The following is a 13,925-nucleotide window of genomic DNA, read 5'->3' on the forward strand; positions in this document are numbered from 1 at the left end:
CCCAGACTGACTTCCTGGCGTGCTTCGGTCACCGGTCGACGCCTCCCATCACGGGGTCGATGGACGCGACGGCGACGATGACGTCGGCGACCTGGCCGCCCTCGCACATCGCCGCCATGGCCTGGAGGTTGGTGAAGGACGGGTCGCGGAAGTGGACCCGGTAGGGGCGGGTGCCGCCGTCGGACGCGACGTGCACGCCGAGTTCGCCCTTGGGTGATTCGACGGCGGTGTACGCCTGCCCGGCGGGGACGCGGAAGCCCTCGGTGACCAGCTTGAAGTGGTGGATCAGGGCCTCCATGGAGGTGCCCATGATCTTCTTGATGTGGTCGAGCGAGTTGCCGAGCCCGTCGGGGCCGAGCGCGAGCTGTGCCGGCCAGGCGATCTTCTTGTCGGCGACCATGACCGGTCCGGGTTCGAGCCGGTCGATGCACTGCTCGACGATCCGCAGCGACTGGCGCATCTCCTCCAGGCGGATGAGGAAGCGGCCGTAGGCGTCGCAGCTGTCGGCGGTGGGCACGTCGAACTCGTACGTCTCGTATCCGCAGTACGGGTCCGTCCTGCGCAGGTCGTGCGGGAGTCCGGCGGAGCGCAGGATCGGGCCGGTGGCGCCCAGCGCCATGCAGCCGGTCAGGTCGAGGTAGCCGACGTCCTGCATGCGGGCCTTGAAGATGGGGTTGCCGGTGGCGAGCTTGTCGTACTCCGGCAGGTTCCTCTTCATGGTCTTCACGAACTCGCGGAGCTGGTCGATCGCGCCGGGCGGCAGGTCCTGGGCGAGTCCGCCGGGCCGGATGAACGCGTGGTTCATGCGCAGGCCGGTGATCAGCTCGAAGAGGTCGAGGACGAGCTCGCGGTCGCGGAACCCGTAGATCATGATCGTGGTGGCGCCGAGCTCCATGCCGCCGGTGGCGATGCACACCAGGTGCGAGGAGATCCGGTTGAGCTCCATCAGCAGCACGCGCAGGACGGTGGCCCGGTCGGGGATCTGGTCCTCGATGCCGAGGAGCTTCTCGACGCCGAGGCAGTACGCCGCCTCGTTGAAGAACGGCGTCAGGTAGTCCATGCGCGTCACGAACGTGGTGCCCTGGGTCCAGCTCCGGAATTCGAGGTTCTTCTCGATGCCGGTGTGGAGGTAGCCGATGCCGCAGCGGGCCTCGGTGACGGTCTCGCCGTCGATCTCCAGGATCAGCCGCAGCACCCCGTGCGTGGACGGGTGCTGGGGGCCCATGTTGACGATGATGCGTTCGTCGTCGGACTTGACCGCGGACTCGGCGATCTCGTCCCAGTCGCCGCCGGTGACCGTGTACACGGTCCCCTCGGTCGTGGCGCGGGAGTCCGACAGGGGCGTCCCGGGAGGCGTTGCGTGGGAAGTAGACATCAGGAGTACGACCTCCGCTGGTCCGGAGCCGGGATCTGGGCGCCCTTGTACTCGACGGCGATGCCGCCGAGCGGGTAGTCCTTGCGCTGCGGGAAGCCCTGCCAGTCGTCCGGCATCATGATCCGGGTGAGGGCGGGGTGCCCGTCGAAGACGAGCCCGAAGAAGTCGTACGCCTCGCGCTCGTGCCAGTCGTTGGTCGGGTAGACCGCGACGAGCGACGGGATGTGCGGGTCGCTGTCCGGGGCCGACACCTCCAGGCGGATCAGCCGGCCGTGGGTGATCGAGCGCAGGTGGTAGACGGCGTGCAGCTCGCGGCCCTTGTCGCCGAGGAAGTGGACGCCGCTCACGCCGGTGCACAGCTCGAAGCGGAGCGCCGGGTCGTCGCGCAGCGTGCGGGCCACCCGGACGAGGTGTTCGCGGGCGATGTGGAAGGTGAGTTCGCCGCGGTCGACGACGGTCTTCTCGATGGCGTTGGCGGGCAGCAGGTCCTGCTCCTCCAGGGCCCCTTCGAGTTCGTCGGCCACCTCGTCGAACCAGCCGCCGTAGGGGCGTGACGAGGCGCCGGGCAGCGCCACGGTGCGGACGAGGCCGCCGTAGCCGGAGGTGTCGCCGCCGTTGTTCGCGCCGAACATGCCCCTGCGTACGCCGATGACCTCGCCGCTCTCGTCGCGCGGTGCGGGCAGGCCGTCCGCGCCGTCGCGCTCGTGGCCGTGGTTCTCGCTCATCGCAGCAGCCCCTTCATCTCGATCAGGGGAAGGGCCTTGAGCGCCGCGTCCTCCGCCTCGCGGGCGGCCTCCTCCGCGTTGACCCCGAGCTTGGTGTTCTGGATCTTCTGGTGGAGCTTGAGGATCGCGTCCATCAGCATCTCGGGCCGCGGCGGGCAACCGGGCAAATAGATGTCAACCGGCACAATATGATCAACACCCTGAACAATGGCGTAGTTATTGAACATGCCGCCCGATGAGGCGCAAACCCCCATGGAGATCACCCACTTGGGGTTGGGCATCTGGTCGTAGACCTGACGCAGGACAGGCGCCATCTTCTGACTGACCCGTCCCGCCACGATCATCAGATCCGCCTGGCGCGGAGATCCACGGAAGACCTCCATCCCGAAACGGGCCAGGTCGTAGCGCCCCGCGCCGGTCGTCATCATCTCGATGGCGCAGCAGGCGAGACCGAACGTGGCGGGGAAGACGGAGGACTTCCGCACCCATCCCGCGGCGTGTTCGACGGTGGTCAGCATGAAGCCGCTGGGCAGCTTCTCTTCGAGTCCCATGGTGTGCCCCTCAGCCCCTCAGTCCCATTCCAGGCCGCCGCGACGCCATACGTACGCGTAGGCGACGAAGACGGTGAGCACGAAGAGCAGCATCTCCACGAGCCCGAAGATCCCCAGCGCGTCGAAGGTGACCGCCCAGGGATAGAGGAAGACGATCTCGATGTCGAAGACGATGAAGAGCATCGCCGTCAGGTAGTACTTGATGGGGAAGCGGCCGCCGCCGGCCGGAGTGGGGGTGGGTTCGATCCCGCACTCGTACGCTTCGAGCTTCGCCCGGTTGTATCGCCTGGGGCCGATAAGCGTGGCCATGACCACGGAGAAGATCGCAAACCCTGCCCCGAGGGCGCCGAGCACGAGGATGGGCGCGTAGGCATTCACGCTCCTCGCTCCTTCCAGTCGTCCTTGACCGTTGGACCGCATCGGGCGTTTCCGGCTCGCCACCCCACCAAGATCGTGCACATGTGAGGCAGTTCACAAGCCCGACTGCCCCGCATCCTATGCCCGCCGTCCTGTGATCTGCGACACGGGGTAGGAGACGGAGTTTGTGATCTCCACCACCCGGCGAACGATCATGAAGCCGGATGAGGGCCGATCTTTTCACTCAAAGCGGCAGTGCCGTTACGAGATGTGACATCTGGTGCTGTCGTTGCTGGTCAAAGCCTTGTTCCTTTAACAATGGAACGCCTCTGCACGCAAATTGGCAATGGACAGCGATGCATGATATGGGCATCCATCCCACTCCGGACTCACCCGCGCGAGGGGGGTCCGTGCGGAGCGAAGTGGACGTGTGCACGCATTCACGATCTTCCGGACGCGGGACACATGGCGCCCGTGAGCCGACGGGGCGTCGCTCGCGGAAGATCCCGTGCGACCGCACCCCCGGACCGCCCGCGCACCTCCCGGCCGACGGCGCCCCGAAGCCTCCGCGCACCCCTCCGCACCACCCCGTCGCGCGAGCGGTTCGCACGACCACCCGCACGGATCGCCCGCATGGATCGCGCGCACCCCGCACGCGGCGGTCAGGATGTGACCTGCGCCACTCACCCACCACCCCGAGAAAAGCGGGCTTGGCCATCAGTGCGAGTGGATGGTAAGTGGCGGGCATTTCGGACGAATTGGCGAAAGTCCGTGATCACAGCGGTGATCGGGCGTGCCCGATTTGCCCGTTACGGCGTCAATAAGGCTCATCGGAAAGCGGATTCAGGGATTCCGAACGTAACTGTGTCGCAACACACGTTTCTTGATGGGAGCCCCGAGGCCCTGATAGCGCTAGTACTCATGTCCCACACCGCTCACATACCCAGCCACCGGAAGCCCCGCCGCAGCGCGCCGAAGACGGCGCTGCGCGCCGGAGTTGCCGGTGGCGTCCTCAGCACCATCGCGGTCGCGGGCGCGGCCGGTCCGGCCCAGGCCGAGCCGGTGACCCGGACGATCGAGATGCCCACCATCACCGACGGCCTCTCCACCGCCGTCGCCGCCTCCGCCCAGGCGACCGAGCAGGTCGCTCAGGACCTTCGGACGCAGGCCCAGCAAGACGAGGCCGCGGCCTCCGCCGCGAAGGCCGCCAAGAAGGCCAAGGCCGAGGCGGTCCGCAAGGCCGAGGCCAAGAAGAAGGCGGAGGCCGCCGCCAAGGCGAAGGCCGAGGCCGCGCTGCGCGCCTCGCGCACCCAGGCCCGTACGACGCTCAGCGCGCCCACCGGCGGTTCCCCCGCGAGCACGGCCGTCGCCTCCTCGTCCTCCTCTTCCTCTTCCTCCTCGTCGAGCGCGACCGGTTCCGCCGCGTCCGTCGTCTCCTTCGTGAAGGCCCAGGTCGGCGACGCGTACGTGTCCGGTGGCACCGGCCCCAACTCGTGGGACTGCTCCGGCCTCGTCCAGGCCGCGTTCCGCACGGTGAGCGTCGACCTGCCGCGCGTCTCGCAGGCCCAGTCCACCGCCGGCACCCAGGTCTCGCTGAGCAACCTTCAGCCGGGCGACATCCTGTACTGGGGCGGCGCGGGCAGCGCGTACCACGTCGCGGTGTACGTGGGCGGCGGCGAGTTCGTCGGCGCGCAGAACTCCAGCACCGGCGTGGTGCAGCGCTCCCTTTCGTACGACCCGCCGTCCGGCGCGGTCCGCGTTCTCTGATTCACAAGCGCGATACGCGCGAAGGGCCGTCGCTCCCCATCCTTGCCCGGGGGCGACGGCCCTTCGCCATGAGCGGTCGGCCCCTCCCCCGCCTCCGGCCCGGCTGTTACCGCCCTGGGCACCACGATGGGCGGGCCCCGGTGGGGAAGACCCCACCACGGCACCCGGTGCTGACCCCCGGAAGGATTCGGGTGCCCTCTTTACTGTGTGTATCCGCCGCTGATCACACAATAATTGAATGCAGCCGACGCGAGCTCATTCATCAAGTCACGGTCGCGACTCGTTCATAGACATCATCCGAGCGCTGTGCGTGCTTGCTGTCATTTCCCAGCACTGGCTGATGCCGGTCCTTTCCTATGAGAATGGGAATTTGAGCACCGGGAATGCCCTCGCCAGTCCTGGATGGTGGATTCTCACCTGGCTGACACAGGTCATGCCCATGGTGTTCTTCGCCGGCGGGGCCGCCAATTTCTTCTCGTTCCGAACCGTGGACTCGGTGCGCGACTGGCTCCGGAGCAGGATCGCCCGCCTCCTGGCGCCGGTCGTCCCGTTGGCCGCCGTATGGCTGCTGTTGCCCCATGTGCTGGTGAGTGAAGGCGTGCCTGCTCAACCGGTGCTGATAGCCGGCAAGATCGCCGGTCAGCTGCTCTGGTTCCTCGCCGTCTACCTGCTTGTCATCGCAGCCACTCCGGTCATGTTCAAGCTGTATCACCGGCACGGATGGCGCGTGATCGGAATTCTCGCCGCCTGTTCCCTGACCGTCGACGTATTGCGCTTCGAGGTCAGCCCTGCGATCGGTTATCTGAATGCCTTGTTCGTTTGGCTGGCGGCCCATCAATTCGGCTTCCACTATGCCGACGGCGGCCTGCGCAAGTGGGCCGGCTGGAAATCTTCGGGTCTGGCCGTCGTCGGCTTCGGACTCACCGCGACCGCTGTTCTCCTCGGGCCCTACCCGGCGTCCATGATCGGAATGCCCGGCGCCCCCGTCTCCAACATGAGCCCTCCGACCGCGGTGATGCTGTCGCTGACGATCGGCCAGCTCGGACTGTGGCTGACGCTCAAGCCCGTGATGACGCGACTCGCTGCACGGCCGTTCGCCGTCACCGTCCTGCGGTGGTGCGGGGCCCGGTTCATGACCCTGTACCTCTGGCACATGCCGGCGCTCGTGGTCACCGCGGGAATCTCGGTCGTCGGGCTCGGCTTCGCCTCACCGCCGCCCGGCAGCCCGATGTGGTTCGCCGTGGCTCCGGTGTGGGTCGGCGTCGCGGGGATCTTCCTGGGATGCTTCACCGGACTCTTCGGCCGGTTCGAGATCCGCCGCAGGTCCGGCAGGACGCCGCGTACGAGTCTCCACAGGGTCGTTCTTTCGGCCGTGCTCTCCTCCTGCGGCCTCCTCGGGCTCGCGGCTCAGGGGTTCATGTCCCCCGGAAACCCGCTGGGTCCGGTGCTCTGGGTGCTGATGGTGCTGTCAGGGCTGCTCCTCGTACGGGAGAAGAGCATCCCGGCAACCATCGACGTGCGATGGTCCCGCACGGGTCCCGCTCATGCGGGGATCCGCCATGACGGCGCCCGGGCTCTCACGGCAAAGGCAGGCGGCGAGGGCCTCGCGCCCTGAGCGCGACCGGCTCCGCCGCCGTCCGTCGTCTCCCTAGCGCTGTGACCGGCAAGGTTTGCCCGGAAGGAGCGTCGTCCGGTGCGTGCGATCGCAAGGCGGCCACAAGCCCTCGAATGGGGTCTCCCCTGCTCGAACGAAGTCGAGAGCTCGGGGAAGGGGCTACGTGGGCTTCTGGCCAACGCTGCGAGCAATGGGGGCTCACCTGCTCGAACGAAGCTGAGAGCTCGGGGAAGTGCCGGGCGGCGCGACGGGGCAAACGTTGCCGGTCACAGCACTGGTCGAGGCCCGGTGCACCACCGGCCGCCCGGGTCCGCCCGAGCCGCCTTCAAACCGGGGCTGCCGGGATCGGGGCCCCGCCCGGGACCCCGATCCCGGCAGAGCGAAAATGCCTATGATCAGCGACATGCTCAGCTTCGCCCCGGCTCTGGTGTTTCTCTCCGCCTTTGCGATCAGCGTGCGCCAGGACCGCAGAATGTTCCGCAATGCCGTGCTCCTGGGGCTGACCGTCATCAGCGCCGGGGCCGGTCTGCTGCTGAGCCGGCCTGAGCACGCCGGGGTGCTGCTGATGCTGTACCTCGTCCTTCCCGCGTTCGCCAGCCTCGTCCTGTCGGCGTTCCTGATCGCGAACGGCCTGACGATGGTGCGCAAGGAGGGGCGCAGCCCCGCCAACCTCCTCTCCCTGCTGACCGGGCTGGCGATCATCGCCCTGTACTTCGTGCTGATCGTCCTGGGCCGCAATCCCTCGGCCCTCACATCACTCGTTCTGGCGATCCTGCTCATGCTGTGCGCCTACGTCTCCTTCCTCTTCGTCTGCTTTCTCGGCTACGCCTTCCTCTACGGCCGGATCGTCGTGCGCGGGGACGTGGATTTCGTGGTGATGCTGGGGGCGGGGCTGCTCGGCGGTGAGCGGGTCTCCCCGTTGCTGGCCTCGCGCCTGCGCGAAGGGCTGCGGATCCACGACCGGCAGGTGGCACGCGGCGGGCGGGCACCCCGGCTGCTCACGTCCGGCGGCCAGGGGCCGGACGAGAAGGTGCCGGAGGCCACGGCCATGGCCGGATGGCTGGTCGGGAACGGCGCGCCCGCGACCCACGTGCTCACCGAGGACCGCTCCCGCGACACGGAGGAGAACCTCCGTTTCAGCCGCGTGATCATGGAGGCGGAGAAGCCGGACTACACCTGTGTGGTGGTCACCAACGACTTTCACGCGTTCCGCGCCGCGATGACCGCCCGCCGGGAGGGAGTGCGCGGACAGGTGCTGGGCTCCCCCACCGCCCGGTACTTCTGGCCGAGCGCCACCATCCGCGAGTTCGTGGCCGTGCTCTGGGAGAACCGGACCGTCAATCTCGCCATGACCGCCCTGATGGCGGGACTGGGCCTGCTGCTCACCCTTCCGCAGTGGTCGTCCTGACACCCCGCCCCTCCAACTCGCCCGAACAGGGCCGGGCTTCGCACCACGACGGCTGCCGGGCGGCATCGGCGCGGGACCCCTGAGACACATGAGTACCCCGGAGCAGGATTGCCGTCAGCGCCTCACGACGACCGGGTGGACCGGACCGTCCGCACCGCGCGAGACTGTGCGCGATCAGAGGAAGGTGACATGCCACCGAGGGACAACCCCACCGCACGACAGGTGCGCCTGGGCTGCGAGTTGAGAAAGTTGCGCGAGCAGGCCGGCATGACCGCGCGCGAGGCCGCCGGGCTGATCTCCACCGACCAGGCGAAGATCAGTCATATCGAGGCGGGCCGCATCGGCGTGAGCGAGGAACGGATCCGCCGCCTGGCGAGCTTCTACTCGTGCGACGACTCCGCGTTGATCGACGCGCTGTGCGCCATCGCGCGCGAGCACCGGGGACAGTTCTGGTGGGACGAGTACCGCGGTGTGCTGGCGCCCGGCTTCCTGAACATCGCGGAGCTGGAGCACCACGCCCGTTACATGCGCTGCCTCCAGCCCGTGATGGCACCCGGGCTGCTCCAGACCCCGGAGTACGCGCGGGCGCTCTTCGGAGGTGTCCTTCCCAAGCTGCCCGAGGACGAGGTCGAGGCGCGGGTCGAGCACCGGATGCGCAGACAGACCGTGCTCGACCGCGAGGTGCCGCCGAAGTTCGACGTCGTCATCCACGAGGCCGGACTGCGCATGCGGATAGGCGGCCGCAAGGTGGCGCGCGCCCAGCTGGAACGCCTCCTGGAGGCGGCGGACCGGCCGGCGGTGACCCTGCGTGTGATCCCGTTCGCCAGCGAGCAGTTCGTCGAGGCGACGCAGACCGTGCTGTACGCGGGCGGCGTGACACCGCAGCTGGACACCGTCCATATCGATGCCCCGTTCGGCGGGGGCCAGCTGGACGCCGTGGCCGATCTGAACCGGTATCGCGTGCAGCTCGACTTCGCGGAACAGGCCGGTCTCGACCCCGAGGAGTCGCGCAGCTTCATTCACCACCTCGCTCGCGACCTGTGATAATCCGCGCCATGGACACTCAGATCAGCTGGCAGAAGTCGTCGTTCTCCGGCGGCGGCGGAGAGCAGTGCGTCGAGGTCGCACGGCACGCCGGGGAGATCCTGTTGCGCGAGAGCGACGACCCGCGCGTGGTCACCCGGACGAGCCGCGACGAGTTCGCCGCGCTCGTCCAGGGTGTCAAGGCGGGCGAGTTCGACCACTTCGTCCGTTAGAGGTCGCGCGCGTAGGTGGGGCGGCGTCGCGTGCCGATGGGCGGCGCCTGGCAGCGTTGTCGTCGGTCGACGACGCTCCGCGTCGCCTCCCTCCTCCGCCTTGCCGGGCTTGCCCCTCGCCCCGCTCCTTCCTCCGCCCCACCTCTGCGCGCGACCTCTGAGCACGCCCCGCCGTCACATGCGGGAGCCCCTGCCCCTTTTCTCCCTCCGGGCGGGGGCTCCCGCACGTGACGGACGCCTACGCCCAGGAGCAGGGCTGCGCCCGGCGCACGTACGACGCCGCGGTCATCGCGCGTCGCCACCCGTCGGAGCCGAACGCCCCACCGGGCCCGGCGAGCCCATCGGCTCGCCCCGCACCGGCCGTCCGGCGGTGACCTGCGGAGGCTCGGCATCCGGCCATCCCCGCCCGGCACCCCGCGATTCCGGAATACGCATGGGTTAGGCTCGGCGGGGCGCAGCGAGGGGCCTCGACCGGGATCCGGAGCCAGGATCCAGTGCCGCCGCGCATCGGACTCGCCGATCGGCCCGTCCCAACCCTGAGCAGCAGCCCCGGAGAAGCGGAACCGGAAGAAGCTGTTCAGGAATCGGCCCGACGGGCCGGGATGTGAGGCCGCCCGTGCGGGACTACTTGCTCATGCTGTTCATCACGGCGGCGGTGACCCATCTTCTGACCGGCCCGGTGCGGAAGTTCGCCATCGCGATCGGCGCGATGCCGGAGATCCGGGCGCGCGACGTCCACCGCGAGCCCACTCCGCGCCTCGGCGGGATCGCCATGTTCGGCGGGCTGCTGACCGGTTATCTGGTGGGCTCCCATCTGCCGTACATGGAGGAGATCTTCACCCAGAGCTCGACGCCCCGGGCGCTGCTGTCCGGTGCCACGATCATCTGGCTGCTGGGCGTCCTGGACGACAAGTGGGAGCTGGACTCGCTGGTCAAGCTCGGCGGGCAGGTGCTCGCCGCCGGGGTGATGGTGTTCCAGGGTCTGACGATCCTCTGGCTCCCGGTGCCGGGCACCGACGGGTTCTACCTCGCCGACTGGCAGGGCACGCTGCTGACCGTGGGGCTGATCCTGGTCACCATCAACGCGGTCAACTTCGTCGACGGACTCGACGGGCTGTCCGCCGGCACGGTCGGCATCGCGGCGACGGCGTTCTTCCTGTACGCGTACCGGCTCTGGTACGGCTACGGCATCGAGTCGGCCGCCTCCACGACCCTGATCTCCGCGATCCTCGCGGGCATGTGCCTCGGGTTCCTGGTCCACAACTCGCACCCGGCGCGCATCTTCATGGGCGACTCGGGCTCCATGCTGCTCGGGCTGCTGATCGCGGGCTGCGCGGTCTCGGTCACGGGCGAGGTCGACCCGAGCCTCCTCAACCAGTCGGTCGACGGCACGGCCGGGTCGGCCGCGATGGTGCCGGTCTACATTCCGCTGCTGCTGCCGCTGTCCGTGATCGCGCTGCCCATCGCCGACCTCGTGCTCGCGGTCGTCCGGCGCACATGGAACGGGAAGTCGCCGTTCGCCGCCGACAAGGGCCACCTCCACCACCGGCTGCTCCAGCTCGGCCACTCGCACCGGCGGGCCGTGCTGCTGATGTACTTCTGGTCGGCGCTGTTCTCGTTCGGGATCGTGGCGTTCTCCGCCCGCGGCGCCAAGTCGTGGATCCTGTACGGCGTCACATGCGTCTGCGCGCTGGGGCTCGTCCTGCTGCTCCAGCCCCGTTACGAGACCGCCCTCGCCCGCCGGCTGGGCTCGCTCACGCCGCGCTGGTACCGGAAGGGCCGGACGCACCTGGCCCCCAAGGAATCCGACGCCGAACGGCACACGGAGACGGACGCCGGACGGCCGCTGCCGCAGGTGGAGGACGACCGCGTGGAGGCGGGGGCCGGCGTCGGCGGCGGCCTCAGGTGATGAAGGCGAGCAGGAGGGCGAGCACCGCGCCCGCGGCACCGCAGACCACCCCGGCCAGGGCCTGACCGGGGTTCCGGGCCTCGCCGCGCGCGGCCATCGCGCGGCCGGCCAGCCCGAGCGCCACGGCGAGAGTGCCGAGAAAGAGCGCGAGGGGCCAGAGCAGGACGAGCACGATCGCGGCGATCCCGAAGGCCATGGAGATCGTGCCGAGACCGTCTCCGGGAAGGGGCGGTACGGCGGTACGGAAGGCGTCCCGTACCGTCCTCCCCTTCCGGACCGAGGGCACACAGGCCGCGACCAGCAGCACCGGGACCAGGCTCAGGGTGATGTCCAGGGACGCGGCGGCCGGATCGGGAGCCGCGCACCGCCCTGTCCCGCAGTCGAGCAGCGCGAGCACCAGCCGTGAAGTGACGAAGGCGAGAACCGCGGCGAGGCCGCACGCCGACACCGCGTGGGCGTAGGCGAGACCGCTGTCGCGGGGCCTGCGGCCCGTCCGTACGGCCAGGAGGATCAGCGTGCCGGTCACGGGGACGATCCCGAGAGGACCGGCCCCGGCGAAGGCGAGCAGGACCAGTCCCGCCGTGAGCAGCAGGCCCCAGCGCAGACCGCTGCCCAGTGTGCGGAACAGCCCGGAGCGGGCTCCGGCGTACGCGTGCGGGGCCAGCGCCTGCCCCACCAGCGGCACCAGCGCCGCCAGCACGAACGCGCACAGCAGGTAGGGGGCACGGACCGCCGCGTCCGCCCCGGCGCCCAGGACGAACGAGATCGGTTCGGGGGTGCCCGGGCCGAGGATCGTCGACATCAGCGCCTGGGCGGTCATGAGCTCCATCAGCCAGCACAGGACGCACCCGAAGACCGCCCCCACCACCGCGACGAGCACGCACCACGCCGGAGCCGCCCGCCTCCGGCGCCGCAGCGCCTGGCGCCACGGCCGGAGCGCGACGGACATCCACCGGGCCGAGAGGTACAGGACCAGGGAGAGCAGCACCGCCCACGGGAGGAAGCCGATCCCCGACTGGCCGGTGCTGGCCAGGGTGAACGTCGTACCCGGATTCACCACCCCGCCGCCCAGTGCCAGGCCGCAGCCCAGCCCCCAGACGGGTGCCCACATGAGGCGCGGTCTCTCCCCGGGGAACCCTTCGTCGTGGCGCAGGGCCAGGAACGCCACGGCCGCGCCCAGGAGCACGCCGGTGGTCCCGAGCGCCAGCGCCTGCTCGACCAGGTGGGCCGCCCGCTCGCCGAGCGACAGGTTGAGGACGTACGTCTGGCTGAGGTGGTTGTGGAGCACGCCGATGACGCTCCCCACCGCGAACAGCTCCCAGAAGCCGCTGCGGAACAGCGGGGCGGTGTCGTCGAACATGGCCCGCCGCCGGCGCGCGGTGGGGTGCACCCGCAGCAGGTCGCGCACCGGGCGGCGCCGGGCGTCCGGCGCCTCGAACAACGCGCGCAGGGCGAGCGGCGAGGCGCTCCACTGCCAGGCGCGCGCGTCGGCGTAGAACTCGCGGCTGCGCAGGACCGCCCGGCGGGAGAGCGGCATCACGACGAGCAGGCAGAGGGGGAGGAGCGAGTTGGCGACCCCCTGGGCCATGGCGCCCGCACCGCCCAGGCCCCACAGCAGTTCCCAGGCGATGCCGGCCGGGAGGGTGATGAGGAGCACCGGCAGGCCGAAGCGGGCGGCGACGATGGTGATGAAGCTGATGTCCACGTCGCGGTTGCGGATGTGGCCCAGTTCGTGGAGCACCACGGATTCGAAGGTCTCGGGCTGTCTGGTCCGCAGCGCGAGGAGCCCGCCGCTGAGCACGACGCACTTGTGCCGCCACCGGCCGAACGCGAGCGCCGAGACCCGCGGATCCAGCGGCTGCGCATACCAGGAGACCGGCCCGGTGCGCCCCCGGGCGCGCAGCGCCTCCAGCGCCCGGATCACCTCGGCCGACCCGTCGCCCAGCGGCACGTAGCGGCGACGGCGGATCCGCCACCGGGGCAGGACCCAGTAGACGGCGAGGACCAGCAGCCAGAAGACGAGGACCGCCGTCAGGGGCACCCACAGGCTCACCAGGCGCGGGTCCGCGCCGCAGACCTCCTCGATCGGTTGCTTCCCCGACGGAAGGCCGCTCGCCGTGGCGTTCTCCCGTTCCCAGCACGCCTCGTACGCGGCGAAGCGGCGTTCGACGCCCTTCTCCACGGGGGCGAACCGCGAGGACGAGAACGCCATGACCGTCACGGTCGTGGTCAGCACGAGCAGCGCGAAGCGCAGAGTCGTGCCGGACGGCACCGCGAAGGGGTCGCGCAAGTGGTCCGCGGCCGCCCTCGGGCCGGTCACCGCCGCTGCTCGTCGGGCTCGGACTCCCCACCGTCCGGGGCTCCCGCCGAAGCCGGGGGCGTGTCGGCCCCCATGGCCAGTTCCGCGACGATCCCGTCGGCGATCGCCGCCGCGACCTCGGCGGGCACCCGCATCCTTCGGGCATGCCGGTCCGCCGACCGATGGATCCGTCGCATCTGCTCCGCGGTCAACGGCGCGGGGGCGCGCCGCGCCGCGGCTCCCGCGGAGTCCTCCGCCGAGTGATCCGGGCGTCGCAGCACCACCCGCCGGAACCAGGAGGAGACGCGGGTGCCCAGGCGTCGGGTGGACTCCTGGGCGACCTGGGTCAGTGTGTCGGCGGCGACCGCCAGGACCAGGGTGGTGACGGCCACGGTGGCCCCGTCGAAGTCGAAGCCGAGCGCTTCGTCCCGGCGGGCTCCGCGTCCGGGCCGGGGCGTGGCGTGGAAGGCGGCGGCGACCATGTCGAACTGTTCCAGTTCCGCGCGGGCGCCGGAATCCGTCTTCTCGTTGAGCTCCTGCCCCGCCAGCACCGCGCGCGCCAGCCTGTTCACGGCTTCCCGGTCATGTGGTCGGCGCACCGCTGCCCTCCCCCGAATCGCCCGAGCCGACGTGAACGGCGAGGAGCCGCAACCTCGTTCGGTG

Annotated in this window: 12 protein-coding genes; 6 read left to right on the forward strand and 6 right to left on the reverse strand. The window is 70.0% G+C overall.

What is annotated here, in order from left to right:
- Nucleotides 1-28 precede the first annotated feature (28 nt).
- From AB0E67_RS05610 to AB0E67_RS05625, 4 genes are read right to left on the reverse strand one after another with little or no spacing between them, the layout of a single operon-like run.
- Nucleotides 29-1,375, reverse strand: a complete 1,347-nt coding sequence (locus tag AB0E67_RS05610; protein ID WP_362021221.1) for an NADH-quinone oxidoreductase subunit D — start codon at nucleotides 1,373-1,375, stop codon at nucleotides 29-31.
- The gene (locus AB0E67_RS05615; RefSeq protein ID WP_362021223.1) at nucleotides 1,375-2,100 is read right to left on the reverse strand and encodes an NADH-quinone oxidoreductase subunit C; all 726 of its coding nucleotides are present in this window, start codon (nucleotides 2,098-2,100) and stop codon (nucleotides 1,375-1,377) included. The genes AB0E67_RS05610 and AB0E67_RS05615 overlap by 1 nt, the downstream gene beginning before the upstream one ends.
- Nucleotides 2,097-2,651, reverse strand: coding sequence for an NADH-quinone oxidoreductase subunit B family protein (locus AB0E67_RS05620; protein ID WP_362021226.1), 555 nt, complete (start codon nucleotides 2,649-2,651; stop codon nucleotides 2,097-2,099). The genes AB0E67_RS05615 and AB0E67_RS05620 overlap by 4 nt, the downstream gene beginning before the upstream one ends.
- Before the next feature lie 18 nt (nucleotides 2,652-2,669).
- A complete protein-coding gene (locus AB0E67_RS05625) occupies nucleotides 2,670-3,029 on the reverse strand; it encodes an NADH-quinone oxidoreductase subunit A (protein WP_031093067.1) in 360 nt (119 codons plus the stop codon).
- A gap of 900 nt (nucleotides 3,030-3,929) precedes the next feature.
- Between AB0E67_RS05625 and AB0E67_RS05630 the strand changes: the two genes are divergently transcribed.
- The 6 genes from AB0E67_RS05630 to AB0E67_RS05655 all read left to right on the forward strand — a co-directional run bounded on the left by AB0E67_RS05630 (nucleotide 3,930) and on the right by AB0E67_RS05655 (nucleotide 10,963).
- On the forward strand, nucleotides 3,930-4,775 hold the full coding sequence (locus AB0E67_RS05630) for a C40 family peptidase (protein ID WP_362021229.1): 846 nt from the start codon (nucleotides 3,930-3,932) through the stop codon (nucleotides 4,773-4,775).
- 238 nt (nucleotides 4,776-5,013) lie between these two features.
- On the forward strand, nucleotides 5,014-6,390 hold the full coding sequence (locus AB0E67_RS05635) for an acyltransferase (protein ID WP_362021231.1): 1,377 nt from the start codon (nucleotides 5,014-5,016) through the stop codon (nucleotides 6,388-6,390).
- A 403-nt stretch (nucleotides 6,391-6,793) separates the two neighbouring features.
- A complete protein-coding gene (locus AB0E67_RS05640; RefSeq protein ID WP_362021234.1) occupies nucleotides 6,794-7,798 on the forward strand; it encodes an ElyC/SanA/YdcF family protein in 1,005 nt (334 codons plus the stop codon).
- 189 nt (nucleotides 7,799-7,987) lie between these two features.
- Nucleotides 7,988-8,842 carry a helix-turn-helix transcriptional regulator gene (locus AB0E67_RS05645; RefSeq protein WP_351517713.1) on the forward strand — a complete coding sequence of 285 codons (855 nt, stop codon included), beginning with the start codon at nucleotides 7,988-7,990 and terminating at the stop codon, nucleotides 8,840-8,842.
- A gap of 11 nt (nucleotides 8,843-8,853) precedes the next feature.
- Nucleotides 8,854-9,054, forward strand: coding sequence for a DUF397 domain-containing protein (locus tag AB0E67_RS05650; RefSeq protein ID WP_362021237.1), 201 nt, complete (start codon nucleotides 8,854-8,856; stop codon nucleotides 9,052-9,054).
- A 616-nt stretch (nucleotides 9,055-9,670) separates the two neighbouring features.
- Complete coding sequence (locus AB0E67_RS05655; RefSeq protein WP_362021240.1) at nucleotides 9,671-10,963, forward strand: MraY family glycosyltransferase; 1,293 nt, start codon at nucleotides 9,671-9,673, stop codon at nucleotides 10,961-10,963.
- Here AB0E67_RS05655 and AB0E67_RS05660 read toward each other — a convergent pair.
- The gene (locus AB0E67_RS05660) at nucleotides 10,956-13,283 is read right to left on the reverse strand and encodes a M48 family metalloprotease (protein ID WP_362021243.1); all 2,328 of its coding nucleotides are present in this window, start codon (nucleotides 13,281-13,283) and stop codon (nucleotides 10,956-10,958) included. The genes AB0E67_RS05655 and AB0E67_RS05660 overlap by 8 nt on opposite strands.
- A complete protein-coding gene (locus AB0E67_RS05665) occupies nucleotides 13,280-13,861 on the reverse strand; it encodes a hypothetical protein (RefSeq protein ID WP_362021245.1) in 582 nt (193 codons plus the stop codon). Before AB0E67_RS05665 ends, AB0E67_RS05660 begins: the two co-directional genes overlap by 4 nt.
- Between the last annotated feature and the right edge of the window lie 64 nt (nucleotides 13,862-13,925).

The organism is Streptomyces sp. NPDC032161 (assembly GCF_040636995.1).
Lineage (GTDB): Bacteria > Actinomycetota > Actinomycetes > Streptomycetales > Streptomycetaceae > Streptomyces.

Coding starts and splice junctions, on each gene's coding strand:
- AB0E67_RS05610 (WP_362021221.1), bottom strand. CDS start 1,375: ATGTCTACTTCCCACGCAACGCCTCCCGGGACGCCCCTGTCGGACTCC.
- AB0E67_RS05615 (WP_362021223.1), bottom strand. CDS start 2,100: ATGAGCGAGAACCACGGCCACGAGCGCGACGGCGCGGACGGCCTGCCC.
- AB0E67_RS05620 (WP_362021226.1), bottom strand. CDS start 2,651: ATGGGACTCGAAGAGAAGCTGCCCAGCGGCTTCATGCTGACCACCGTC.
- AB0E67_RS05630 (WP_362021229.1), top strand. CDS start 3,930: ATGTCCCACACCGCTCACATACCCAGCCACCGGAAGCCCCGCCGCAGC.
- AB0E67_RS05635 (WP_362021231.1), top strand. CDS start 5,014: ATGCAGCCGACGCGAGCTCATTCATCAAGTCACGGTCGCGACTCGTTC.
- AB0E67_RS05640 (WP_362021234.1), top strand. CDS start 6,794: ATGCTCAGCTTCGCCCCGGCTCTGGTGTTTCTCTCCGCCTTTGCGATC.
- AB0E67_RS05645 (WP_351517713.1), top strand. CDS start 7,988: ATGCCACCGAGGGACAACCCCACCGCACGACAGGTGCGCCTGGGCTGC.
- AB0E67_RS05650 (WP_362021237.1), top strand. CDS start 8,854: ATGGACACTCAGATCAGCTGGCAGAAGTCGTCGTTCTCCGGCGGCGGC.